The sequence below is a fragment of the Laspinema olomoucense D3b genome (genome assembly GCF_025370785.1).
In the GTDB taxonomy this organism is placed as follows: Bacteria; Cyanobacteriota; Cyanobacteriia; order Cyanobacteriales; family Laspinemataceae; genus Laspinema; species Laspinema olomoucense.
On the sequence record NZ_JAMXFA010000004.1, the window covers coordinates 39567 to 62137 of the forward strand.

Sequence of the window (22571 nt, forward strand, 5' to 3'; positions counted from 1 at the left end):
ACAAAAATTCTGAGAAATCAGCAAAAACCCAGGGCCAGAAACCCGGTTTTTGTTCGGGGGACCTAATCCTGTAGCCGGAAAAATCTCTACCCCCATCGGTTTTTCTACCACTGGGGATCGGTTTTAGCTAGAATCAAGGTGCAGCCTTTCTCATATTTATGGCTTCCCCTTACTCTTCTGACTCTCTCGATCGCCTCCAGGCCCAGATTAATGAACTCGTAGACGAGTTGCCAAACCTCAAGTTTAGAAAATGGATTGAGCGATCGCTCTCCACACTCGTTCGCCTGACGGGCGAAGACATTGAACGCCTGGACTGGAAAATTCTCAGTGCAGCTTTACTCGATATGGAAGCCGCCTTCCAAGCCTTTCATCCCCATCGCCATACCCGGAAAATTACGATTTTTGGGTCAGCGCGGATCCAACCGGAGACCCCCGAATACCAAATTGCTGAAGCCTTTGGCCGTGCAGTCGTCGAACAGGGATTTATGGTCATGACCGGTGCCGGGGGTGGCATTATGGAGGCCGGCAATAAAGGGGCCACCACAGCCCACTCCTTTGGCTTAAACATTCAACTGCCCTTTGAGCAAGAAGCGAACCCCTATATTGACCCTCAGAATTTAGTCGAATTCAAATACTTCTTTACTCGCAAGTTATTTTTCCTCAAGGAAAGTGATGCGATCGCCCTCTTCCCTGGGGGATTCGGGACTCAAGATGAAGCCTTTGAATGCGTCACATTAGGGCAAACCGGGCGCTTTGGTCCCTGTCCCGTGGTCCTGATTGACCGTCCCGGTGGCGACTACTGGAAAGACTGGGATGCCTATATCCGCAAGCACCTCCTGCATCGGGGTTTAATCAGTCCCCATGATTGCAGTATTTACACGATTACGGATAATGTCGAGGTCGCCTGTGAAACCATTCGCAGCTTCTATCGCGTTTATCACTCCAGTCGCTATGTAGGCGATCGCTTCGTGATTCGCCTCAAAACCGGACTCTCCGATGAGGCAGTCGCCCAACTCAATGAAGAGTTTAGCGATATCCTCGTCCGAGGCATCATCGAAAAAAGCCACGGATTACCGGAAGAAACCGGAGATGAAACCTTTTTACTCCCTCGCCTGATTTTCTTCTTTAACCGCCGGGATGCCGGACGGATGTACCAACTGATTCGCCGAATTAACACCCTCGGCGACTCCGATTCTGTAGAATCAGCTCATCCCGAGCGCAAATAAGGCCCAAAGATGAGAAAATAATCCCCAGAGTCGTTTATAAAACTTTACAAGAACATGACCGAAATTCAGTTTTCCCGAGGCATCAAGGAAGAGGTAATCCCAGACGTGCGCCTGACTCGCTCTAAAGATGGCAAACAGGGAACCGCGACCTTTTACTTCAAAAATCCCGCCATTCTGGACAAGGACAGCACCGATGAAATTACCGGGATGTACTTGTTGGATGAAGAAGGGGAAATCGCTTGCCGGGATGTCAAGGGTAAATTCGTTAACGGACAAGCTGACGGGATCGAAGCGACCCATGTGATGAAATCTCAGGCCGATTGGGATCGGTTTATGCGCTTTATGGAACGCTATGCCAAAGAAAATGGTTTAGGGTTTAGCAAGGCGTAACCCTTGGAGAATGGTCTCAAATCAGGGGCGATCGCCTTCAAAATTCTATGACAAACATCCCTCATCCCGACTCTCAAACGGTTACCGTCAATTGCGCCATCGTCACGATTAGCGACACGCGCACCCCAGAAACAGACCGCAGCGGGCAATTGATTCAAGAGTTACTGCTCCAAAACGCTCATGCTGTGGCGGATTATACGATTCTTCCCGATGAACCGGCCCTGATTCAGGCCCATCTAATCGCCCTGGGTCAGCGTCCGGAGTTGGAGGCGGTAATTTTTAATGGGGGAACTGGGATCGCGCCGAGGGATACGACTTATGATGCGATCGCACTTTTGTTAGAGAAGACTTTACCCGGTTTTGGGGAAATCTTTCGCGCCTTAAGCTATCAAGAAATCGGGTCGCGGGCGATCGCCTCACGGGCGATCGCTGGCCTTTATCAATCTAAGTTAATTTTCTCCATCCCCGGTTCCACTGGGGCCGTCAAACTTGCCCTCATCCAGCTCATTTTACCCGAATTAATTCACCTCACTCAACAGGTAAAATCCCCGGGACATTGAGGCGGTCATTTTCTATCTCTCTCCAAAAGCCTAGCCCGCCCAAAACCCCCTTGTTTAGGTCCCCCACCGACGCCCAAAATTCCCGGTTTGTCCAGGGATCAACCTTTAATTGAGCTTATTTATTAACCTTAAAATTAAAATTTGTCAATGCCCTAAAGGCATTTTTTTAAGTTTCATCTCCCCAGAGCAAACACCCCAGGCGGTAGAGTGGAACCGGAATGAATGTAGGCCATGATAACCCTAATCCGATGGACTGACGATTTTGGCCGTTTTTAATCAACCCGGGACCTGCTACAAAAGCGAGTAAGGGCTAACCGGGCGATCGCCACCCATCGGGTCATCCATCCCGGGAGTTTTGTGGGCCTGATTGTCTGCTAATCTCCATAATTTCACTTCCCCAAGCCCATATCTGACCTGAGTTTATCCCTGCGTTGGATATTCTACATCCGAGTCATCACAAGCCTTTCAGGGGAAAATCCTCGCCTTTTATGTAATTACCGCCATATTTTATACAGAAATTCAGAGCTGGTTCTCAGTAGTTTTACGGAAAACCGTATAATTACTGAGAATAAAATTATCCAAATCTGGGCAAGCTCAAACTTAATAATATTTAACAGGAGGAAAAAAATGGTAGCCATCAACGGTACAGATGCCAACAACGCACTAGAACCCTTACCCGCTCAGTCCGAAATTTTACTGGGACCCAATGGCAATGATACGATTCTGGGCAGTCCAGTCGATGATGTGATTGAGGGCAATCCTGGCTCAAACTACATTAAAGGGCAGGAGGGTAACGATTCCCTGTATGCAGGACCCGATGAGGATACCCTGCTGGGCGGCCCCGGTAATGATGTCTTGGTGGGCAAAACCGGAAATAACCTCCTGTATGGTCACGAAGGAAGCGACTTCATCTATGGGATTGCTGGGAACAATATCCTGTTTGGAAATCAGGGGAACGACTGGTTAGTCGGGGGCGAGAACAACGACATTATTTATGGCGGACAGGATGAGGATACGGTTTTTGGGGGCAACGGTGATGACCTGCTCTATGGCGACAAAGGGAACGATACCCTCTTGGGCAACGAAGGGAACGATACCCTCTATGGCGAGGGAGGAAATAACCTGTTATATGGGAATAGGGGCAATGATTTATTAGTGGGCAATGGGGCCCAGGATACCCTCTATGGTGGACAAGATGATGATACGCTCTCCGGTGGCGACGGAAATGACCTGCTCTCTGGAGACAAAGGGAACGACATTTTATTTGGGAAGGGAGGAAACGACAGCCTGTATGGTGGAGAGGGGGATGATCAGCTCTTTGGAGATGAAGGGAACAACTGGTTAAACGGTAACGGAGGAAACGATAGTCTCTATGGTGGAGATGGTAATGATACTTTGTATGTCGAAGAAGGAAATAATTTTCTCGCCGGGGGTGGGGGAAATGATCTCCTAGTTGCTGGTTTCGGGAGCGATAGGTTAATCGGAGGAGAAGGGAGCGATCGCATCGTCCTAGAGCGGGGGACCGGAAGTTTCACCCGCAGTGAAGCAAATCTGATTGTTGATTTTACCTTCGGCGAAGATGAAATCGAACTCATCAATGAACTCCGGTTTGAGAATTTAAACTTTATAGAAGAAGGTGACGGAAATTCCGTCAAGACTATTATCCAAGATAAGCGGACTGGGGAATATTTAGCGATCTTGCAGGGAGTGAGAAAAGTAGACATAGAAGCGACTCCCAGCGCTTTTATTGAGCCACCTCCGCCTCCTGATAGTGAGCCGGTGCTGTTTTTTCCGCCGAGTAATCCCATTCCCCCTGCGCCTCGTGAAGTCTTTGTGGTGAATGAGACCACTCCCCTAGGGGCGATACCTATAATTTCTCCCGATGAAAATTCCGGTAATAGTGAGTATTCCCTGTTAGATGTCATCGATAGTGAGGGAAAGTCAGTATCAAATCTATTTGAACTCGATGCAGAAACTGGGGAGATTTTACTCACCAACACCGAGAACTTGAGCGATCACGATTATTTCGAGATTGAAATTGCCCTTGCTGACTCGGTAACCGAGACAGAAACTTTGGAGACATACCGGGTTTATACCTCAATTCAAACGGCGATCGCCGAAGCGAATGAGGGAGACACCATTGTTGTGAGTAGCGGAACCTACTCTGAACTCCTGGAAATCAATAAAGGCTTAACAATTAAAGGGTTTCATGCAGGTGTAGCCGGAAACGATAGCACTCGCGGGACGGATGAGACGATGATTTCCACGGAAGCCGGTGGAACCAGTATTAGAATTCTCGCCAGTAATGTCACCCTGGATGGCATTGAGACCAACGGAGATATTATAGCCGTACAACCGGATAATGGGACAGCGGTTGAAAATCTGGTCATTCAGAATGTGCGAGTTTTTGATGCTTTAGATGGCATCAATTTAGAGGATGCAGCCACGGCAACGGTGGAGAATAATTTGATTCAAGGCAGTGGCGGGATTGTCTTGGGACTATTTGACTCCAATATGAGTGCGATCGTTCGCAATAACATCCTCGAATCGGTGGATTTTGGCATTTTGGGGTCTTTGTCTGAGTCTGAAGTTGCAGACAATCAGGTGAGATTAGGGGAGAATCGCAATTTATCGGATTTACCAGTCGGCGTAGAGCCCGAGGGGATGGGGATTAAGCTGACTTCTAATTCTGAGAATGTCACCCTGGCGAATAATGCGATCGAGAATGCACCCGTGGGGATAGTGGTTGAACCGGAAGTGACAAATGCGTTCCTGGAGAACAACAGTTTTAGCAGTACCCCCGAGGAAATCCGGGTGATGGCGTCGAATAATCCGGCAATAGCTGTGGTGGATAATCAACCTCTGATTAATATTATTACAGGTTCTAGCGCTGCGGACAGTTTGCAAGGCACCGATGGGAATGACCTATTGTTCCCTGGAGATGGGGTGGATACACTCACAGGTGGAAAAGGTCAAGATATCTTTGTGTATGCCACGGTGAATTCCCCGGGGACTGCCAGCGATCGCATTACAGATTTTACTTTTGGATCGGGTGGAGATGCGATCGCCTTTACCGAGAATCTGTCTGGTGTATCCGGGGGAACCCCAGTCACCCTGTCCAAGGCATCCTTGATAGATGGGACAGAGACGGTGATTGTGGATACTCAGGCTAGTATTTTAGCCATAACTAGCAGTAATGCTCGGATTGGCTATGCCTCGGATACGGGAAAACTGTATATCGATGATGATGGAGATTTTACCTCCGGCGCGATCGCCCGTGTCGATCTGGGGACCGGCAACGTAACCGCCGATAATATCATGTTTTTGAATTGATGGCTTGAGGCACAAAAAGAGGGACGCAAATCTGATGCGTCCCTCTTTGGCGGGTCTTTTTTGGTTAAAGAATTCCAGAAAAAGGCAGTTTACTGAATCGCTAACGGTTTAGCTTGTTGGACTTGTGCCAACAACGAAGCAACCGCACGAGCATAGCAGGGGTCATCGGAGGTTCCCCGGAGTTGGGGATTTGCCGCTAAACGGCGTTTGTCTTCAGTGCTTAAGTCGATCGCGATATCTGGGGTGATACCGAGTTGGGAGATATCAGTCCCATTGGGGGTGTAGTAATGGGCGATCGTCACCGTTAACCCCGATCCATCGGAGAGGGAATGGACCGACTGCACCAATGCTTTGCCAAAGGTGGAAGTACCAATAATTGTGGCGCGGCGGTTATCTTTGAGTGCACCGGATAAGATTTCGCTGGCACTGGCGGAGTTTTTATCCACTAAAACCGCCAGAGGTTGCTGAGCGATCGCCGAACGGTTGGCGCGGAAATCTTGACTCCCTCCATTGCGATCGACCGTGCGGACAATTTCCCCACTATCTAACCACATCCGAGCGATATCAATGCTGGCGTATAATAAACCGCCCGGATTGCCTCGTAAATCCAGGACAAACGCATCCACACCGCGATCGCTCAGTTCCCCAATCGCATGGCGCATTTGTTCCGCCGCATGGGAACTAAACTCCGATAACTGGATATAGCCGACATTAGTTCCGCCTTCAGCGCGGATATTATATTGAACCGCTTGTAGTTCAATCCGCTCCCGTTTTAAGACGACATCAAATTCTCCTTGAGTCGAGCGATAGACCCGCAAGCTCACTTCCGTCCCTTCTTTTCCCCGAATCAATTGGGCCGCCTCTTCCACTTTCATCCCTTCAGTGAGGCGATCGTCAATCTGCAAAATTTGGTCCCCCGATTGCAGTCCCGCTTTCTTCGCCGGGGAATTTTCGATCGGTTCAACCACAGTAATTTTTTGGGTCTCTGCATTGAGTTCTAAACGCATCCCCACCCCAGACATTTCCCCCGAAGTTTGAGTGGTCAACTCCTCAAACTGTTCTGGGTCTAAAAATCGCGTGTAGGGGTCATCTAATTTCGCTAAAGCAACCCGTACTGCGGCATAAGCTTGTTCCGGCGAGGAATATTCCTGACTTAACAACTCCGTGCGCGTTGCTTCCCAATCCACCTGATTAAATGAGCCATCCACATAGTCCCGATTCACGATTTGCCACACTTCATCCACAATCGCCTTGGGACTATTTTGAAGCTGTGCTCGCACCGCCCGAGAGCCAACAGGAGTTAATAAGGTGAGGGCAGCAGTGGCAGCAAAGGCCCCGCCAAATAGGGCAATTTGCAGCAAAGAGTTCCGTTTTGAGTATTGATTCATGTAAGTTGGGGGATTAGGGGTTTAACGAATAGAGACAATCTGTTAGAGAATTTAATCCAGAGAAACCAACGGGTTAAAATTGATTGTTTAGACTCTCAAAATTTTCCAGTTGCGGGACTGATAGTCACTCCTGTTGAGTCGTCGTTAATTTTTCAAATCAGGGTGTATTTTTCCAAGGAAGAGCATTTTTTTTGTCTCAGCCTTACCCCACAATGGGTCTAGTGCGGATCCATTCAGACTTAGCTCGAATTCCTCCACCGTGCTCGTGAGTAAGACAAGGGCTACTACGTTCTCATAGCAGCGGCAACAATTTCAAGGGCTGGCAACATCTGCTCCCGTTTGTCTTGGAGCGGTGTGTGGCCCTTTAACCCGTAAAGTTATAAAATGGGGTGACAATGGAGTAACCGTCCTTGGTCCCCTGACTAGCAGTGACTTCACGAAAACGGAAAGGGTTTCCGGATGACTGAAGCAGTGAGCGTCCCTGAAATCGCCGAATGGATGTTGACACACGGATGATTAGATTGAGGTTGTCTCTAGTGTAGCTAAAATATTTGTCAAGCGCAGTATGTTCCGATGCAATATTTTTTAAGTTAATCTGTAAATGTTGAAATTCTGTAACGCGGGGAGCCTGGTTGAACGCTGTGGAATAGATACCCCTGGAGATAGGGCGAACTTAGGGTGAGAGTGAGGAGGAAGGTCCGGTAGAAGGAGACAGTCTGAAGGAGAGTAAGCAAGACCAAGGAACTGGGACCACTGGCCGGGGTTACCTCCAAGCCACAAGAATTAAGAGCAGGAGAAGGGTGTAGTGGAATCTAAAGTACAAACCGTTACCGCGCGAGGGTGGGGAGAATGGGGGACTGTGGCGATCGCCATTGTGGCCCTTGCTGGAGCCATGATCATGCAGCAGACGCGCCTGGGAAACCCCCGCCTAGCCCAACTGGACCCCAGACAAGCTGAACAACAAGAAGCCCTCCAAGTCCAAATGTTGAGGCGATCGCCTACCCTCGGTTTCGATAACATGATCGCCAACTATGCTTTCCTAAAATGGGTGCAATATTTTGGCGATGAGGAGATCCGAGACCAAATCGGCTATGCCTTAAATAAGGACTACTTCGATGTCATTACCCGCCTCGATCCCCGCTTCGCCGAAATGTATCCGTTTATCTCCACGGCGGTTTCCTTCGCCCAAGGAGAACCCGAACTTGGGATCCAATATATGGAACGGGGTGTAGCCACCTTGTCCCCGGAAATCAATCCCAAAGCCTTTCTGGTGTGGCGCTTCAAAGGACTGGATCAACTGCTGTTACTCGGGGATATTCCCGGCAGTATTGAATCCCACGAAATGGCGGCCCAATGGACCCTCGGCACAGAGTACGAAGACTATGCAGAACTCTATCAAGGTGCAGCGGACTTCCTGAGAACCCAACCCGATAGTACCCGAATTCGCCTGTGGTCCTGGAATGAGGTCTATCAAAATAGTATCAATGAATCGGTTAAACAACGAGCCGAACAAGAAATGCTCAACCTTGGGGCCTCGAAACAAATCACCGAGGAGGGTCAAGTGATTTTTGTGCTACCGGAGACTCCGTAGGCGATCGCCATGAAGCAAAAATCCCGTCGGCAACCGACTCCCTCCAACTTACGAAATAGAGGCAGAGGAAAAAAACAGAAAATTGTCACCTGGGTTATTTTAATCTTTTTCCTGATCCTCAGCATCCTCGGCGGCTTGGCGGCTGTCCAGATTACCCGCTTACAGTCCGCTGCCTCTGGATCCAGTGATGCTATTTTAGTCCTCGGTGGCAGCATCAAACGAGAAATGTACGTCACCCAATTTGCCAAACAGAATCCAGATATTCCCATTGTGATTTCCCAAGGTTCTGCCTCCCCTTGTGTGCAGTTAATTTTCGATCGCGATCGGGCTCCTGCTAAGAATGTTTGGTTAGAACGATGCGCCTACTCTACCTTTACCAATTTCACCTTTAGTGGTGAACTCTTAAAACAGTGGGATGTGAAGAAAGTCAAAGTCATCACCTCCCAAACCCATCTGCCTCGCGCTAAGTGGTTGGCCCACATTCTATTAGGTGCAAAAGGAATTGCCGTAGAAATAGAAACTGTACAGGAAGAAGGCATCCCTGGCAATAAAGAGTTTTGGCTAAAAACCGCATTAGATGTGACCCGCAGTTTAATTTGGGCCATCATTGAGCCATACTATTCCACCGAATGTCAGCAGGTAGAACGCCTGAGTGAAATTGATATCACCCAATGGCAATCCGAGGATTATCAATGTGAACATCAAGGTCAGTTGGATTGATAGAGGGAGGATTGGGGATGGGGGAGATAGGGGAGATAGGGAGGATGGGGAGGACTGCCATCAGGATGGGGAAGTTTGTAGTAACGACTTGCTGTCGTTTCCTCCCCCATCTCCCCCATCCTCCCCATCTCCCGTATCTCCCCCATCTCCCCTATCTCCCCTATCTCCCCCCTCTCCCTTACTACGCGCGATCGCCTGGACTGTAGATAGAGACACTTCATAAAAATATTTGCGCCGAAACTGTTCTTCCTCAACTGCGGCACAAAAGCGATCGCCAGTGCCTAGGGGATTGGTCAAAGATCCCGGGATAACCTGCAAACTATCCCCCACTGTCTCCACTTGAAATCCTACAGCGATTAAAGCTTGTAAGCCTATTTCTAAAGTGCGATCGCTAATAGATAGCTTAGAGCATAATTGTTCCCGGGTTGCCCGTTGTCCAGTTCGGCTGAGATATTTAGCCAACCCCACCAACTGCTGCCAAACTTGCAGCGGTGAAACAGGTTTTGGCGGGGGATAGGCGATCGCCAGGGTCTTTTGAGTCTGGATTGCCAAATCTAACCACTGGTGCAACTCCTCCCAACTACTGGGACAGGTTTCTAGCACAATGGAGGTAGTGCGATCAAAATTCAACCCATCAGAATTCCCTAACTCAGTTTTCTCCTCTTCTCCCTTTTGGATCAGCAAATTGCGGCGAAAATCGAGAATAGGTAACCCCCCTTCCGGCGATGTTACCACTGTCCCCGCTTTTCGGGGTCGGACTGCAATCAAGCGCACTTCATAGCGGTCTTTATAACTGTTGTAGTCCAGTTCCACAACAGCATCACAAGGAACATTCGGTAATTCTTCTTTATAATGTCCCCACCACAGGCCCGGAAACCCTGTTTCGGTTGATTCATCCCAAATTTGAAACGTGGTTTTAATATATTCTATTTTACGACCCTTTTTATCCTTTTTCTCATTCCAAATATTTTTAAATTGGCAATTTTCAATCAACAGCAACGGAACCGAATTGCCCATTCCGCAAGGTTCTAATATTTTTAGCTCTCTAAATAAATTCTGACCTAATTCTGCTACAGTACAGCGTAAATCAGCGTGAATAACTGGCATTCCCAAGCCAACCCCGGCCCCCAGTTTTTCCTTCAGTAGTCGGTTAATCGCTTCAGTAAAAAGGGGAATATTTTGGGCAGGTAAACTTAACCCAGCGGCAAAGGGGTGACCGCCGAAACGGTGCAATAAATGCTCTTGTTCTTTAACTAATTCATACAAGTCAATATTTTTTACGGAACGCGCTGATCCACGGGCGAGGGTCAAGGATGTGGCATCGGCTGAATCAGTAAAAAGCGGGATTTTATCGGGGTTTTCTGCCTCAGAATTGCCAGAATCGGTACTTAAAAGAATGGTGGGACGGGCGTACTCTTGGGCGACTTTACCGGCGACTAAACCCAGGACTCCGGCAGGCCATTGGGGGTCTTGTAGGACGATGACTCCGGTGGTAGACAGGTCGAGGCGATCGAGTTTTTGTTGGACCTGTTTGTCCACATCTTTTTGAATAGCTTGACGTCGGGAGTTCGCGATTTCAGTGTCCTGGGCGAGTTTTTGGGCGCGACGCCGATCGCGAGTAGTGAGTAATTCCACACAGAAAGAAGCATCCCCATAAATCCGACTAACCGCATTAATGCGCGGACCAATGCCAAAGGAGACATCCGTGGGGCGATCGCCACTACGTTTACACAAATCCAACAACTCCCCCACCCCGGGTCGGCGGCGTTCTGAGGGGGATTTTTGCCACTCCTGATGCAGGCGTTTGAGTCCCATTTGGGCTAAATATCGGCAATCTCCACTCAGTTGTACCAAGTCAGCAATTAACCCAATGGCAACTAAATCTAATAATGCCTCTAAGGGTTCTTGGGGAATTTCCGGCAGTGTGCTATACATAGCTTCTACCACCTTGTAAGCAACAGCGACGCCCGAAAGATGCGCCAGAGGATGGGTTGCTGGAAGAGAACGGGGGTTAATAATCGCCACCACTCCAGGGCGATTCGGGGGTAAAGTATGATGATCCGTGACGATGATATCGATGCCCAACTGATGAGCATACTCGATTTCGTCCAAATTGGTACTACCCGTATCGCAGGTAACGATTAAGGTTGTTCCGGATGCCGCTAAATCGTCAATTCCCGCCCGATTCAGACCGTGAGATTGGGTTAAGCGGTTGGGAATGAAGTAGGTGAGTTGGTCAGTGGGGGTGAAAAATTGGCCCAGACCGTCCCATAAGACACTGGTGGAGGTGATTCCATCAGCATCAAAGTCTCCCCAAATTGCTACCTTTTCCTCCTGTTTCCGGGCCAGTTGCAGGCGATCGACACAAGCGGACATTTCCTGCCCGAAGTCAAATGGACTCGCCGGTTGATATCCCTGGGGATTTAAAAACCGCGCCAGTCCCTCTCGGTCCTGGATTCCCCGTTGCCAGAGTAATACTGCCGCATATTGGCCGGATAAACCCGATGAGTTTGAGTCGAGATACTGTCGGACTTGTTCTAGGAACCACTCCGGAGGGAGTACAGGTTGTTGCAGATGCCAGGTTACGGTTTGCTCGTTCATATCCTCCCCTTGGACTTGTTTTCAGTTATTATCCCACGGGTCTGACTGTAGGACATCGATATAATGTTACCCTAGGTCCCGGTGAAGTGGTTTAAGGGGTAAAACGGCATAATATTACGTTGCTGGTTGAACCGATTGGGGTGTCTCTACAAAGGGTAGGAAACGACTGAAGTCGTTACAACAAACTGGAGAAAGGGGAGGGATGCGATCGCGATCACCTCGGGGGTTGATTTGGATCTCCTGGCCCAGTGATGATTATCTTAGGGGGTGACGTCTTCTTATCACGGGTTTATTTGGAATGAGTAGTTAGATTAGAGCTAGAGCATAAAAAGGATTGATGATGTAACCTTTTAATCGTTTGCCCTTTAGGAGGGACTCAAAATGATGGGAATGTTTTGGATGGCACTGATCACCAGTTTAACCGCCTGGTTTTGTTATATGAATACCTCGGAAGAAATTCCCAGAATTTTGGCGATCGCCGTCGGTGCGATGGGGGTCGGTTGCGATCTCGTAATTGCACCTTGGCCGATTCAACTCTCCATCGTTCTCTTCATTCTATATAGAACTCGCCATCTTTCACCCCCACCCACAAAAGCCAGCTAACTTACCCTCTATTGCCGCCTCAAAATAGTCTCATTCTTTTCTCACTCTTGTTTTCAATCGGTCCCCGGGAATACTGGGCTAGAGGGTCCCATTCTTCTAGTTTTTTGATCTAAAAGACAGCTCAAACCCCTTATATTGAAATGAAAATAGAGCGAGATTGGCTTAATGTTATCTACGCTACGGGACCACCGGGGGAAAGATGATAGGGTCATGGGGCATTCAAGTTTGAACCCATGCCGTCCGCACTCCGAGCCATCCACAAGATTGAGGATATGTTCCCCATGTATCTACTGTCCTTATTATTAGTCGTTGCAGCGCTTTGGATATTGCATACAACCTCCCAGAACATTTACACAATTTTAGCGGGAGGAAGTGCGGGAATATTGCTGAGTTGGGGATTGGCTTTAGCCCCCTGGAGTATCTAACTCGCCCGTATTATAGGATTGTAAATTTACAGCCCAGATATTTAATCAAACCCGACTAACAATCGGGATTTAGGTTTATAAAAGATGGTTACGGGTGACTGAAACAGCATATAATAACCGGGTTAAAACTGCCCCGATTTTTTGCTAAGATTTTCAGCAAATCTTAGGTAAAAGAGTTTTACTAGCTTTGAAAAACTCATTGCTTCAAGGAACTCCAAATCATCAAACTCAACCTTCACTACTACTCGGGACCAGGCCAAGGCACTATGCCCGTTTATCTTTTCCGGAAAGGGATGATGAAATTGCCCTCTAGTGAAGAGAATTGGCTGACTGGTAAAAAACGATGGGGATCGCCGATCGCCCATTGAGTTTAGAGGACTTTAGGTATAAAAGCGGATTTTAGTGTTCCCAGAGCGATCGCCTTCAAGATGAACAGAGGGAACCAAGTTCATCCCTAACTGACCGATGGAAACTAGAGATAACCTCAACTTGAGGGAGGCGACCCTGGAAAAATTCAACCCTTGCGAATCAGTCCCCACCCAAAACTGCCAAAAATTAATCCCTAAGTGTGCGACATCAGGGTATAAATAAGAGAATATATAGCTCAAAAGTTCGTGCTTTCTTAGGTGGTAAAAGCTATCATCAAAGATAACCCAGTAAACAGTGAACTAAACCAACAGCGGCGATCGCGGTGAGGAGCAACCCTCACTCGGAGTCGCCCCACCCATCCTCAAATGTGGGGATCTTCAGGAACAACCCCAGCGCCAGCCAACCACTGGCGGCGAAAAGCGCTTAACCGGCTTAATTTTGGGAATACTCTAAGTAAGCATATTAAATCGACCAGCCATGACAAACTTCGCATCACAGCGGCGTGCTCTAGTTGTCCAGAATGCGTTTTCTCCCTTCGGCAATAAGCTCATCCAAGCAGGCTATGCCGATCGCGAACAAGTTCAACGGGCCCACATCGAAAGTCGGAAATCCGGGAAGCCTCTCACCGAGGTCCTGGAAGCCATTACCGGCAAGCAACTTCCTCCGGAATTGCTCAGGCAGTACAAAAAACAGCAGCTTTTTGAACTGAAAATTGTCTACGGTGTGGAAGCCTTGGATCCGGAAATCACCGAACTGTCACCGGAACAACTCGGTCAACTCCTAGATACCTTGCTTCCCCTAGAAAGCTGCCGTCGTCATCGCATCCTGCCCATCTCCCGAAACGAGGGCGCTTCACCTTCAGTTTCAGTGGCGATGGTCGATCCGGATAACTTAGCCGCCCTGGACGACTTGACCCGGATCCTACGGCCCCAGGGACTGAGCCTGCGCCGACTGGTGATTACACCAGAAGACTATCAACAATTACTCAATCAATATTCTGACGAAAAGGCAAAAGAGCAACAAGCCAAAGCCGAACAAGCCAATAAACTCGATTTAAGCCTGAACGCTGACGTCTTCAATGAGGTAGATGGGGAATCCCTCGACGACGCCCCAGAAGAAGATGAAGACATGAATCTGGATGCGGCGTTGCGAGGGGCCAACGACGCACCCATTATTAACACCGTTAATAAAATCTTGGCAAAAGCCCTCTCCGATGGCGTTTCCGATATCCACGTCGAACCCCAGGAAGAGTTTCTCAGAGTTCGGATGCGGAAAGACGGCGTACTCCACGAGTTTGCCCGGTTACCGAATAAGATTACCGCCGCCTTGACGTCTCGGTTCAAAATTATTTCCGATATGGATATTGCCGAACGTCGGAATGCCCAGGATGGCCGGATTCGTCGGATTTTCCAGGGACGCACCGTGGACTTTCGGGTGAACTGTCTCCCGTCGCGCTATGGTGAAAAACTCTGTTTGCGGATTTTGGATAACTCTTCCACCCAATTGGGGTTGGATAAGTTAATTTCCAATCCTGAAAGCTTGGCGATGGTTCGGGAAATGGCGAGTCGTCCCTTTGGCCTGATTTTGGTGACGGGACCCACAGGTTCCGGGAAATCTACCTCGTTGTACTCGGTGTTAGCCGAACGGAACGACCCCAGCGTGAATATCTCCACCGCAGAAGACCCGATTGAATATGCATTGCCGGGGATTACTCAGTGTCAGGTGATTCGGGCCAAAGGGTTGGACTTTACCAACTTATTGCGGGCATTTATGCGGCAAGACCCGGACATCATTCTAGTGGGTGAAACGCGGGATAAAGAAACGGCGAAAACAGCGATCGAAGCGGCTTTAACGGGACACTTAGTGTTGACGACCCTGCATACCAACGACGCCGCCGGGGCGATCGCCCGCTTAGATGAAATGGGGGTTGAACCCTTCATGGTGGCCGGTTCTCTGATTGGCGTATTGGCCCAGCGCTTGATGCGCCGTGTCTGTAGCGAATGTCGCATCGCCTACACCCCTACCCCGGAAGAACTCGGTCGCTTTGGGCTCTCCGTTTCTGGAGAAACGAATGTTACTTTTTATAAAGCCAACGTCGTGGCCCCAGCAGAGCGCAAAGCCGCCCAAGATGCCGGGACCTTATGTCAGAAATGTGGGGGCGGTGGATATAAAGGCCGGGTTGGGGTCTATGAAGTCCTCAAAAATACTGAAAATCTGCAAATGTTAATCTCTCAAGGTGCGCCCACGGAACGGATTAAGGAAGCCGCCGTGGAAGAAGGCATGATCACCTTGTTAGCTTATAGCCTCAACCTGGTTCGGGAAGGTCATACCACCTTTGAAGAGGTTGAGCGGGTTACCTTTACCGACTCCGGCTTGGAAGCAGAACTGAAAGCCAAACGCAAGACGGGTCTGACTTGCAAAGCTTGTGGTGCCGGATTGCAGCAGGAGTGGCTCGATTGTCTGTACTGCTTGACCCCACGCTTCCAAGAGTAACAAGAGTAAGGCGATCGCCTTAACTTTCCCCGGCAATTTACTTTCAATACAATCTAAACAGAGATTATCGGAGAGAACGCAACTATGGCAGGTCTGGTCATTGAAGATATTATGGAGTCCCTCGTTGAACAAGGTGGCTCAGACATCCACATCCAAGCCGGTGCACCCATCTACTTCCGCGTCAGCGGGAAACTCACTCCTCAGCCGCAATTTGGGGAAAATCTCGCCCCGGAAGAATGTCAGCAAGTCATCTTCCAAATGCTCAACAACCAACAACGCAAAACGTTAGAGCAGAACTGGGATTTAGACTGCGCCTACGGGGTCAAAGGGTTGGCCCGTTTCCGGGTGAACGTTTACCGAGAACGCGGTTGCTGGGCATCTTGTTTACGGGCCTTGGGTTCCACCATTCCTAATGCGGATAAGTTAGGGGTTCCCCAGGTGATCCGGGAAATGACCGAGCGCCCTCGGGGGCTATTGTTGGTGACGGGTCAAACGGGTTCAGGAAAAACCACCACGATGGCAGCATTGCTAGATCTGGTGAACCGCACCCGCGCCGAACATATTCTCACGGTAGAAGATCCGATCGAGTATGTGTTTCCCAATATCAAGAGCTTATTCCACCAACGGCAAAAAGGGGAAGACACTAAGAGCTTCTCAAATGCCTTAAAAGGAGCGCTGCGCCAAGACCCGGATATTATTCTAGTGGGAGAAATGCGGGACTTTGAGACGATTTCTCTGGCCGTATCTGCCGCAGAAACGGGTCACTTGGTCATGGGAACCCTGCACACTAACTCAGCCTCCGGTACCGTAGACCGGATGTTGGATGTGTTTCCCCCGGAAGTTAAACAGCAAATCCGAGCACAGATGGGGATTTCGTTGATCGGCATTTGCAGCCAAAACTTGGTCCCGAAAATTGGCGGGGGTCGGATGTGCGCCCAAGAAGTGCTCGTCAACAATGCGGCTATTGGCAACTTAATCAAAGAAGGAAAGACGGCGCAGATTTACTCCATGATCCAAACCGGAGGTCGCTTGGGAATGCAGACGATGGAAATGGCCCTGGCTAAACATTACAAAGATGGCAAGGTTTCTTGGGAAGCAGCCATGAGTAAAGCGGTGAAAGCTGATGAACTCGAACGGTTGATCGGACCCTCACCGGCCCTCACCAATGCACCGGCAGGCCGCTAATTGGGTTGGCAGGATATTGGGGGGGAGTGCGTAAATTCCTCCCCCTCAATCTTTCTAATCTCCCTAGGTAACCCCCCATCAAGAGCGCCCGTTGTTAGGATGGAATAAGCCATTACTTTAGAGATTTGCTGATGCTTCGAGTCCTTCCATCCCTGCACTCTCTCAATTTATCCCGAACAGGAGGTTAATCATGGCGACCAACGTCATCACGACTGAAGAAAAAAAGAAAGGCTTTGATTTTGCCGCCTTAGAAGAGAATCTGAGCGTGGCAATGGCTAAAATGACGGTGAAAGATAAAGCCGTTTTTTCCCGTCAGTTAGCCGTTATGTTTAACTCGGGTGTGGCGTTAATGAAGGCGATCGCCATGCTAGGAGAAACCTCAGATAATCCCAAATTAAAAAAGGCCCTCCGTCAGATTAAAGGGGAACTTGAAACCGGCGTCCCGCTTTCTGAGGCGATGTCCAAATTCCCCGATATCTTTGATGACCTCTACTGTGCAATGGTCGAGTCGGGAGAAATTGGGGGGGTGCTTGACATGGTGCTCAACCGTCTCGCGATTGCTTTAGAAAAATCCGCAAAAATTCAAAACCACATCAAATCCGCGTCCGCTTATCCGAAAGCAGTGGGAAGTATTGCGATCATCGTGTTTTTCGCCATGACCACCTTTCTGCTGCCGACCTTTGCCGGAATTTTCCAGGAATTGGGGGCAGAATTACCTCTGTTTACCCGAATTATGCTTGGAATCAGTGAGTTTACTCGGGATTACCGGAAAATGATTCCCCTGCTTATCGGCCTTTTCCTGTTGGTCACTGCCTACAAAGCATTTTACAAAACCCCCCAGGGACGGTTAATCTGCGATCGGATGTACTTGAATCTACCGATCATTGGTCCGTTAATTAAGCTGACTGCTGTTGCTCGTTTCTGTGGCACGTTTTCCATGTTAACTGGCGCGGGTGTTCCGATGCTCAGTTCCTTTGACATTGTGGCCCGTACTGCGGGAAATCAAGTGATTGCTAATGCCATTAGTAATGGTAAGTCCGAGGTTGAACAAGGGGGTAGCTTAACGGCAGCCTTCGAGCGAGAAAATATCTTTCCCCCAATGGCAATTTCTATGATGCGAATTGGAGAAGAAACCGGGGAACTGGACAAGATGCTGTCCAAAGTCGCCGATTTTTATGAAGATGAAGTTGAACAAGCTGTGAAAGGTCTCACCAGTACCCTAGAACCTATTATGATGGTGGGCATTGCGGGAATGGTAGGTTCGATTTTGATGTCTATGTATCTGCCCATGTTTGCTGTGTTTGAAAAACTCGGATAAACCGAGGGAAATGAGCGGGATTGACGAACCGATTCGTGACCTAAAAGGCCCAAAAATAGCGGGGTTTATTGCAATTTCCCCCCGCTTTCAATCGGATTTCGGTTTCTTGATACGGCTCATTAGACTGGAATGCCGACTCGGTTTAGGTCAATCCAGAAGTTGAAAAGTCTTGAAAAATCATGTCTCTTAAACAATACCATTACGAACAGTTACTCGCTGACTATAGCAATCGGGCCAGTGCGATCGCCCTGCTGCGGCAGTATCGAACCTATTTGGAAATGATTCCAAGTATGCGTCGTCCCCAGGAAAGTGTTATTCCCATTCCTTTACCGAATATCCGCATTCGCGAAACCATTTCTTCCCATTCTCCCAGTGGATTGAATGCAAACTCGGGTGATGTGATTTCTTTACCCTGCGATGTCGCAATTTTGATGTGTGACCCGGATTGGAAGGTTAAAATGGGTGGGGAAATCTTTGTGTTTATTCATCGTCCCGAAGAAGATTTTTCGGATTTACTCCGCCGCTGGCGACAAACTCAAATGTGGTTGTCTCACGCCTACGAATGGTTAATGCCTCTGCGTTATCAATACATGATTGGGGAAGGGTCGGACACGATTTATCCCCTATTTGTAGTGTTTGACGATACCCCCGATCGCATTAAACGCGGTCTCAAAGGGGCTTCTCTTCCCTTCGTGGTCCAAAACCTCAGTGGGTTAAGTGAAGAGGAGGAACCCGTGGAGGAAGCGGAAGATATTTTTATTTTCCAGGAAGAAGAAATCATTGAAGAATAGTTGCTGCATCAATATAGGGGATTAAAGGAGTTCCTCAAAGGTTATTCCGATGCAGTTGCGATCGCCCTTTCCTGTAATTTTAAATCACTAATATTACCGGATATGGCTTAAATTGTCAAGAGCTTTCTCGAAGTTTTAGACCCGTTCCATCATTGCCCCTCCAAATCCCGATCGCCGGGACAAATCCGAGGAGTTGGCGATCGCCAAACTGGTCTTTTCATGGCCCAATTATAACCAGCCTAAATGCCACTTTTCAAACTGGCATAGGGTTTCTAATTATTCAACCCTTCGGCAATAGAATCAAGCAAAACCCGCTCAGGAAACCATACGAATTTCTACACCTCTGAGAACCAGAGATTGAGGGTATTTTTTATGCACAAAGTTCCTTCGCAACAACACACAACAGCCTGGGTTATTCAAGTTTGGGCTTCCTTTGTTATTGCCTTAGCCGCCACTGGCGTAGGTATTGTTAACTTACCCGTTACCAATTGGGTCAAAGGTTATATGGGAATGGGTGTCCTCTTCACCGTTGGGTCATCGTTTAGCCTCGCCAAAACCTTGCGCGATCGCCATGAAGCAGAAAAACTCACCTCAAAAGTAGAAGAAGCGCGAGTCGAACGAATCCTCACCGAACATGGTGCCTTGAAATAAACCCAAAAAAGCCCCAACAGTCATCCACCGTTGAGACTTTCTTGAAAATCGCCCCGCATCCTACTCCTGGTTGTAGTAACGACTTGCTGTCGTTATCCAGTTTCAAACTGTTGTTTTTCATAACGACTTGCTGTCGTTATCCAACTTGAGACTTTCTTGAAAATTGGGCCGCTTCCTACCGCTTCAACAAAGCAAAAAATAAAGTTTCGCCTCCTTGAAGTTGGTCAAGCGCACCCCTCTAGTCGCTTACTGACTTCTTTTTTTTCGCTTAGACACTTCTTTTTTTCGGCGCGTCCCCACAACAGAAACCGCCTGTTCCACTGGATATCCCACTCGGGGAATCACCTGATACAATCGCTCTTTTTCTAGTTGCTTCAGTTCGGTGTAATCCACCCAGTGAATGCAGTCCACTGGACAAGTGTCGATCGCCTCTTGAATCACATCCTCCGGGTCTCCGTCTTGGCGAATCACCCGGGAACGTCCATAATCCTCCTCAATATAGAAGGTATTTCGCGCTACGTGAGCGCAATGTTTGCAGCCAATGCAAGTCGGTTCGTCCACATAGACGCCATTTTGTCGCAATGCGCCGCCTAACTCTGGCTCCAAACCTGAACGTTCCGGGGCATCCCGTAACGCGCCACCTAACTCCGGTTCGAGACCCGAACGGTCCGGTGTTTCGGGGGTTGAGAACTCAGAAAAATCATCCATTAGCTTGCCCAACGTTGCAAGACAACCCGGATCGAACCATCCTCATTTTTTTGCTGTTCGGCAATTTGAAACCCTTGTTTCGCCGTTTCATTCACCACGGTGTGATAGGCATAGCGCTGAGTAACTTCATTCAGAAACCGATTCACCGTCCAAGGTTGCTGCCAATATTGCAAATCCGCCACCAGGGAATATTCTTCGCCGTTCCAGGTAAAACCAATGTCATACCCGTTTTCTTGGGCGATCGCCACTTCGGCATTATGGGTTAATCCTTTATAACCCCGAACCTCCGTGGGGCCGGATTTCCAGTCAATTCCCAACTCCGTTAACGCCGATTGCAACGAAGTCAGATTGCGAATTTGGGTCTTAATTTGGCTGAAATGTGACATAGTGATGACTCTCTTGTGCTGACAATTGTGAATCTAAAGGGACCAGAAACAGTTAAATTGCAGTTTTACAAAAATTTACCACTCACTCCAACTCGCCTGGGCGGTTGCAGTCTGGGACAGTTCTACCACTTGGGCAAAATGTTCCGAAGTCTTCTCTTGGACCAGGACCTGTCCCAGTTGGGCTTCGATCGCCGCTGTGACTTCTGCACAGGATGCACCGACAATGCCAGTGACTTTTTCCTGCACTCGACCATCGGGGTAGATGACAAATTCGAGTGTTTCCATGCGTTTGGTTTGCGTTTTAGGTGGTTCTAATTCATCCGCAGGCATCCCTAGCACGGCCAGTCATGCCTTTGGGTCAATTCGGGGATCCTAGACTGCCCAGCTTAGCCAGTCCTGTTAACTTATTGTGACCAATCGAATTATATTGAGTCATACCTTAACAAAATTTATTACCGATTAGAGTAAATCACTCAATATTTGCTAAGTTTCCCCTAAGTTGAGGGCGTCGTCAAGTGCTCCCAACTTCTAGATATTTAGGGCCAGCACCTTGACTTCTAGCCCTTTTCACCCCTCCCCCATCCTGGCGATTCCGCTACAGTCAGGCCGCTTCAACCCTTGCCAAGCCGAGTCTACCCTGAAGGAAACATTGACACAATTGATGCTCCCCCATAAAAATTTTGATAGGTCTGGCCCCAGTTTTTACATTCATAATTCTTTACAAATCCCCACGCATCTCGCCCCAGAAACCGTGCTGCTGCTCAACTTCCGTTAGATAATGAGAATCTGTTTAATTCAAGGAATCCCCCATGAGTAACCCGCAAACCCCCCACTCCCCAACTCAAAACCCCCTCCGCATCGGTGTTCTCGGGTTTGGCGGCTTAGGACAAGCTGCCGCCCGGATCCTTGCCCCCAAACGCGAAGCCCTCTGGGTGGCTGCTGCTGATAAAGAAGGATATGCCTACAATTCCCAAGGCTTAAATCCCGATGCCTGCATCAGTACCTACCATCAACAGGGGTCCCTCGGCTACCTCGAACCCGGTGGTATCCTCAGCCATGACAGCATTGCCGAATTAATTTCTAAAGCTGAGGTGGATGGGTATTTCCTCGCATTACCGAACCTCCCCAATACCTTTATGGCATCGGTGGCGAGACAATTTATTGAGTCTGGATGGCGCGGAGTTTTAGTAGACGCCCTAAAACGCACTAGCGCCGTTGAACAGTTACTTGATCTCCAGGATGACTTACAAAAAGCCGGGATTACCTACATGACAGGCTGTGGTGCCACCCCGGGCTTATTAACGGCTGCTGCTGCTTTAGCCGCCCAAAGTTACGCCGAAATCCATAGCGTTAAAATTACTTTTGGAGTCGGAATTGCCAACTGGGAAGCCTATCGCGCCACGATTCGCGAAGATATTGCCCATATTCCTGGTTATACCGTAGCCCAGGCGATGGCGATGAGTGATGCAGAAGTGGAAGCATTGCTCGATCGCACCGATGGCAAATTGGCCTTGGAAAACATGGAACACGCCGACGATATCATGTTGGAATTGGCGGGAATTTGTTCACGCGATCGCGTCACTGTGGGCGGTATTGTGGATACCCGCAATCCCAAAAAGCCCCTAAGTACCAATGTGCAAATTACAGGTCGCACTTTCGAGGGTAAAATTTCTACTCATATCTTTACCCTCGGGGATGAAACCAGTATGGCGGCGAATGTTTGCGGCCCTGCATTTGGGTATTTGAAAGCCGGAGTGCGCTTGCACCAACGGGGGATTTACGGGTTGTTAACAGCGGCGGAAGTGATGCCGTTGTTTGTCCAGTAAGTCTGAG

At 48.8% G+C, this 22571-nt stretch carries 19 protein-coding genes; 14 read left to right on the forward strand and 5 right to left on the reverse strand.

Translation table 11 applies throughout. The features are described 5' to 3' along the window. Positions 1–158 precede the first annotated feature (158 nt). The 4 genes from NG792_RS03805 (at position 159) to NG792_RS03820 (ending at position 5509) form a co-directional block, all read left to right on the forward strand. Entirely contained in the window at positions 159–1226 is a 1068-nt protein-coding gene (locus NG792_RS03805; protein ID WP_261197671.1) for an LOG family protein, read from the forward strand. 54 nt (positions 1227–1280) lie between these two features. Then, the gene (gene psb28, locus NG792_RS03810) at positions 1281–1616 is read left to right on the forward strand and encodes a photosystem II reaction center protein Psb28 (RefSeq protein WP_261197672.1); all 336 of its coding nucleotides are present in this window, start codon (positions 1281–1283) and stop codon (positions 1614–1616) included. A 47-nt stretch (positions 1617–1663) separates the two neighbouring features. Further along, a complete protein-coding gene (locus NG792_RS03815; protein WP_261197673.1) occupies positions 1664–2176 on the forward strand; it encodes a MogA/MoaB family molybdenum cofactor biosynthesis protein in 513 nt (170 codons plus the stop codon). 627 nt (positions 2177–2803) lie between these two features. Next, positions 2804–5509 carry a right-handed parallel beta-helix repeat-containing protein gene (locus NG792_RS03820; protein ID WP_261234595.1) on the forward strand — a complete coding sequence of 902 codons (2706 nt, stop codon included), beginning with the start codon at positions 2804–2806 and terminating at the stop codon, positions 5507–5509. A gap of 89 nt (positions 5510–5598) precedes the next feature. Here NG792_RS03820 and ctpB read toward each other — a convergent pair whose 3' ends face one another. Continuing rightward, positions 5599–6897 (reverse strand): carboxyl-terminal processing protease CtpB, encoded by a 1299-nt coding sequence (gene ctpB / locus NG792_RS03825; protein WP_261197675.1) that lies wholly within the window; start codon positions 6895–6897, stop codon positions 5599–5601. Positions 6898–7702: 805 nt separating this feature from the next. Between ctpB and NG792_RS03830 the strand changes: the two genes are divergently transcribed. Further along, entirely contained in the window at positions 7703–8488 is a 786-nt protein-coding gene (locus tag NG792_RS03830; RefSeq protein WP_261234596.1) for a hypothetical protein, read from the forward strand. A 9-nt stretch (positions 8489–8497) separates the two neighbouring features. Beyond that, positions 8498–9208 carry a YdcF family protein gene (locus tag NG792_RS03835; protein ID WP_261234597.1) on the forward strand — a complete coding sequence of 237 codons (711 nt, stop codon included), beginning with the start codon at positions 8498–8500 and terminating at the stop codon, positions 9206–9208. Between the two features lie 60 nt (positions 9209–9268). Here the strand turns inward: NG792_RS03835 and recJ are convergent, their stop codons facing one another. Beyond that, positions 9269–11809: a single-stranded-DNA-specific exonuclease RecJ gene (gene recJ / locus NG792_RS03840; protein WP_261234603.1), complete on the reverse strand. Its 2541-nt coding sequence runs from the start codon at positions 11807–11809 to the stop codon at positions 9269–9271. A 381-nt stretch (positions 11810–12190) separates the two neighbouring features. On the opposite strand from recJ, the gene NG792_RS03845 reads away from it, so the two are divergent. The 7 genes from NG792_RS03845 to NG792_RS03875 all read left to right on the forward strand — a co-directional run bounded on the left by NG792_RS03845 (position 12191) and on the right by NG792_RS03875 (position 19644). Further along, positions 12191–12412 carry a hypothetical protein gene (locus NG792_RS03845; RefSeq protein ID WP_261197679.1) on the forward strand — a complete coding sequence of 74 codons (222 nt, stop codon included), beginning with the start codon at positions 12191–12193 and terminating at the stop codon, positions 12410–12412. A 233-nt stretch (positions 12413–12645) separates the two neighbouring features. Further along, positions 12646–12837: a hypothetical protein gene (locus NG792_RS03850; RefSeq protein ID WP_261234604.1), complete on the forward strand. Its 192-nt coding sequence runs from the start codon at positions 12646–12648 to the stop codon at positions 12835–12837. Between the two features lie 846 nt (positions 12838–13683). After that, positions 13684–15699 carry a GspE/PulE family protein gene (locus NG792_RS03855; RefSeq protein WP_261197681.1) on the forward strand — a complete coding sequence of 672 codons (2016 nt, stop codon included), beginning with the start codon at positions 13684–13686 and terminating at the stop codon, positions 15697–15699. Positions 15700–15783: 84 nt separating this feature from the next. Next, entirely contained in the window at positions 15784–16884 is a 1101-nt protein-coding gene (locus NG792_RS03860) for a type IV pilus twitching motility protein PilT (protein WP_261197682.1), read from the forward strand. A gap of 190 nt (positions 16885–17074) precedes the next feature. Beyond that, positions 17075–18202, forward strand: a complete 1128-nt coding sequence (locus tag NG792_RS03865; RefSeq protein ID WP_261197683.1) for a type II secretion system F family protein — start codon at positions 17075–17077, stop codon at positions 18200–18202. 179 nt (positions 18203–18381) lie between these two features. Beyond that, positions 18382–18993 carry a hypothetical protein gene (locus NG792_RS03870; RefSeq protein ID WP_261197684.1) on the forward strand — a complete coding sequence of 204 codons (612 nt, stop codon included), beginning with the start codon at positions 18382–18384 and terminating at the stop codon, positions 18991–18993. Positions 18994–19365: 372 nt separating this feature from the next. Next, positions 19366–19644, forward strand: coding sequence for a YiaA/YiaB family inner membrane protein (locus NG792_RS03875; protein WP_261197685.1), 279 nt, complete (start codon positions 19366–19368; stop codon positions 19642–19644). Between the two features lie 246 nt (positions 19645–19890). Here NG792_RS03875 and NG792_RS03880 read toward each other — a convergent pair whose 3' ends face one another. The 3 genes from NG792_RS03880 to NG792_RS03890 form a co-directional block, all read right to left on the reverse strand. Then, complete coding sequence (locus NG792_RS03880) at positions 19891–20352, reverse strand: ferredoxin (RefSeq protein WP_261197686.1); 462 nt, start codon at positions 20350–20352, stop codon at positions 19891–19893. Further along, complete coding sequence (locus NG792_RS03885; protein ID WP_261197687.1) at positions 20352–20738, reverse strand: DUF1257 domain-containing protein; 387 nt, start codon at positions 20736–20738, stop codon at positions 20352–20354. The genes NG792_RS03880 and NG792_RS03885 overlap by 1 nt, the downstream gene beginning before the upstream one ends. Positions 20739–20813: 75 nt before the next feature. After that, positions 20814–21023 (reverse strand): DUF2997 domain-containing protein, encoded by a 210-nt coding sequence (locus tag NG792_RS03890; protein ID WP_044196389.1) that lies wholly within the window; start codon positions 21021–21023, stop codon positions 20814–20816. A 524-nt stretch (positions 21024–21547) separates the two neighbouring features. Here NG792_RS03890 and bioU point away from each other — a divergent pair. Beyond that, positions 21548–22564, forward strand: coding sequence for a (S)-8-amino-7-oxononanoate synthase BioU (bioU, locus tag NG792_RS03895; protein ID WP_261234605.1), 1017 nt, complete (start codon positions 21548–21550; stop codon positions 22562–22564). The last annotated feature ends 7 nt before the right edge of the window (positions 22565–22571 follow it).

Excerpts from the sequence above, each read along its gene's own strand:
- NG792_RS03815 (WP_261197673.1), top strand. The coding sequence starts at position 1,664 with ATGACAAACATCCCTCATCCCGACTCTCAAACGGTTACCGTCAATTGC.
- NG792_RS03890 (WP_044196389.1), bottom strand. The coding sequence starts at position 21,023 with ATGGAAACACTCGAATTTGTCATCTACCCCGATGGTCGAGTGCAGGAA.
- ctpB (WP_261197675.1), bottom strand. The coding sequence starts at position 6,897 with ATGAATCAATACTCAAAACGGAACTCTTTGCTGCAAATTGCCCTATTT.
- NG792_RS03805 (WP_261197671.1), top strand. The coding sequence starts at position 159 with ATGGCTTCCCCTTACTCTTCTGACTCTCTCGATCGCCTCCAGGCCCAG.
- NG792_RS03875 (WP_261197685.1), top strand. The coding sequence starts at position 19,366 with ATGCACAAAGTTCCTTCGCAACAACACACAACAGCCTGGGTTATTCAA.
- bioU (WP_261234605.1), top strand. The coding sequence starts at position 21,548 with ATGAGTAACCCGCAAACCCCCCACTCCCCAACTCAAAACCCCCTCCGC.
- NG792_RS03870 (WP_261197684.1), top strand. The coding sequence starts at position 18,382 with ATGTCTCTTAAACAATACCATTACGAACAGTTACTCGCTGACTATAGC.
- NG792_RS03865 (WP_261197683.1), top strand. The coding sequence starts at position 17,075 with ATGGCGACCAACGTCATCACGACTGAAGAAAAAAAGAAAGGCTTTGAT.
- recJ (WP_261234603.1), bottom strand. The coding sequence starts at position 11,809 with ATGAACGAGCAAACCGTAACCTGGCATCTGCAACAACCTGTACTCCCT.
- NG792_RS03860 (WP_261197682.1), top strand. The coding sequence starts at position 15,784 with ATGGCAGGTCTGGTCATTGAAGATATTATGGAGTCCCTCGTTGAACAA.
- NG792_RS03835 (WP_261234597.1), top strand. The coding sequence starts at position 8,498 with ATGAAGCAAAAATCCCGTCGGCAACCGACTCCCTCCAACTTACGAAAT.
- NG792_RS03855 (WP_261197681.1), top strand. The coding sequence starts at position 13,684 with ATGACAAACTTCGCATCACAGCGGCGTGCTCTAGTTGTCCAGAATGCG.
- NG792_RS03845 (WP_261197679.1), top strand. The coding sequence starts at position 12,191 with ATGATGGGAATGTTTTGGATGGCACTGATCACCAGTTTAACCGCCTGG.
- NG792_RS03885 (WP_261197687.1), bottom strand. The coding sequence starts at position 20,738 with ATGTCACATTTCAGCCAAATTAAGACCCAAATTCGCAATCTGACTTCG.
- NG792_RS03850 (WP_261234604.1), top strand. The coding sequence starts at position 12,646 with ATGCCGTCCGCACTCCGAGCCATCCACAAGATTGAGGATATGTTCCCC.
- NG792_RS03880 (WP_261197686.1), bottom strand. The coding sequence starts at position 20,352 with ATGGATGATTTTTCTGAGTTCTCAACCCCCGAAACACCGGACCGTTCG.
- psb28 (WP_261197672.1), top strand. The coding sequence starts at position 1,281 with ATGACCGAAATTCAGTTTTCCCGAGGCATCAAGGAAGAGGTAATCCCA.
- NG792_RS03820 (WP_261234595.1), top strand. The coding sequence starts at position 2,804 with ATGGTAGCCATCAACGGTACAGATGCCAACAACGCACTAGAACCCTTA.